Source organism: Streptomyces sp. NRRL WC-3618 (genome assembly GCF_001280005.1).
Classification (GTDB): domain Bacteria; phylum Actinomycetota; class Actinomycetes; order Streptomycetales; family Streptomycetaceae; genus Streptomyces.
The window spans coordinates 1-1,451 of sequence record NZ_LGDW01000228.1; the positions used below are offsets into that span (position 1 = coordinate 1).

General features: G+C 64.9%; 1 protein-coding gene. It reads right to left on the bottom strand.

Annotated elements, in window-relative coordinates; translation table 11 throughout:
* Positions 1–17: 17 nt before the first annotated feature.
* A complete protein-coding gene (locus ADL01_RS20260; RefSeq protein ID WP_078960641.1) occupies positions 18–1,373 on the bottom strand; it encodes an IS4 family transposase in 1,356 nt (451 codons plus the stop codon).
* Positions 1,374–1,451 lie beyond the last annotated feature (78 nt).

Below are 1,451 nucleotides of genomic sequence, written 5' to 3' on the forward strand. Positions count from 1 at the left end.
CAATGCCGTTGCTTGAGCTACTGAAGTATTGCGGGCGTAAGGGTGATGACCTTTTCCGGAACCTGCCGTGTGCCTCGCCTGACGTGGTCTTTCTTGCGCACGATGTACTGCGAGACCGGATGGCGGGTGTAGCGGTCCGCTGCGCGTAGTCGCCGTAGCCCGTTGTCGAGCTTGCGCACGACTTTCGTGGCCATCCGTTTCATGAATTGCCGCAGACGGCGGGTTGATTGGCCTGCCTGGAGAATGACGCTGCGTCGTGTGTGCTTAAGGATCTTGACGAACGAGATCCGGTCGGGGTCCAGGCCCTCGCCGTCGGCCAGCCGCATGATGATCCGGTTCAGACAGTGATGGAGAGTCAGGTGGGCCCAGATCTCCTGACGTACCAGCTCCGGCGACACCGACCGCAGCACCTCGGTCTTTCCCCGCTGAAAGGTCTTCAGCTGCCGGTAGGCGGATTCGACCTCCCAGCGCTCGTGATACAGGGCTGCCAGCTCCTCGGCGGGCCCGGCCTCGGGATCGAGCAAGTCGGTCAGCAGCCTGGTTGTCTCGCCCCCGTCGACCTGGTAGTCGATCACCCTGACTGTCACCCCGCCCGGATGGGAGCGCCGCTGCCCGGCGAGATTCATCCGGGTCAGGTAGGTCCCGTCAGGCAAGACCTCCATGGGCTTCGCTGCGACGAAGGTGCGGGCCCTGATCAGTAAGTGTGCTCCGGCCTGCGTATAGGCCTTCCACAGTGCGACACCGGGGAAGGCCCGGTCCATGATCACCATCATGCCGACAGCACTGCCGGCCATCTCTGTCGCCAGCGCGGGCTCGCCACCACCGCCCTTGAAGCTGCCTATCCGCGCGTCGATCGTCGTGTGCGTACCGGTCTCGGTCAGCGTCACCACCCTGGCCTGCGGGAACCCGATGGGCCGACCGGCACTGTCCACCTGCCCACCAAAAGCGGCGCGTGTCGTGTCGTTCTCCGGCACGTCCAGCAAGAACCCGTCGACCGCGGCAACTCTCATCCCGCGCCAGAACGCCGCCTCAAGAGTGGGCGGAGCGATCGCCCCCGCCACCCGGCGGAACACTCCCTCCAGCGGTGCGGCCCCAAGCTGCTGCCGGGCCCTGGTGAACGACGACTTGTTCGGAACCGACTGGTCCAGCTCGCCCAGGGCCCCGACCAGGTTCTCCGCGACATCGTCGTAGGAGTCCTGCTGGAACAGCGCCAGCGCGAGCACGAAGTAGACCATGAACCGGCTCGACAGGGGACGGGGCTTGGCATCCAGCCGACCACACACGGTCAGCACCTCGTCCACCAGCTCAGGAACGATCCACTCGGTGAGCAACCCGAGCCGGACTTCATCGGATAACCCGATCCATGGATGCATGTCGTGTCAACGAACCAGCACCCGGACGGTCACCGCGCCTGGAGAGGAACTACGTGCACCTCTCAAGCAACGGCATTG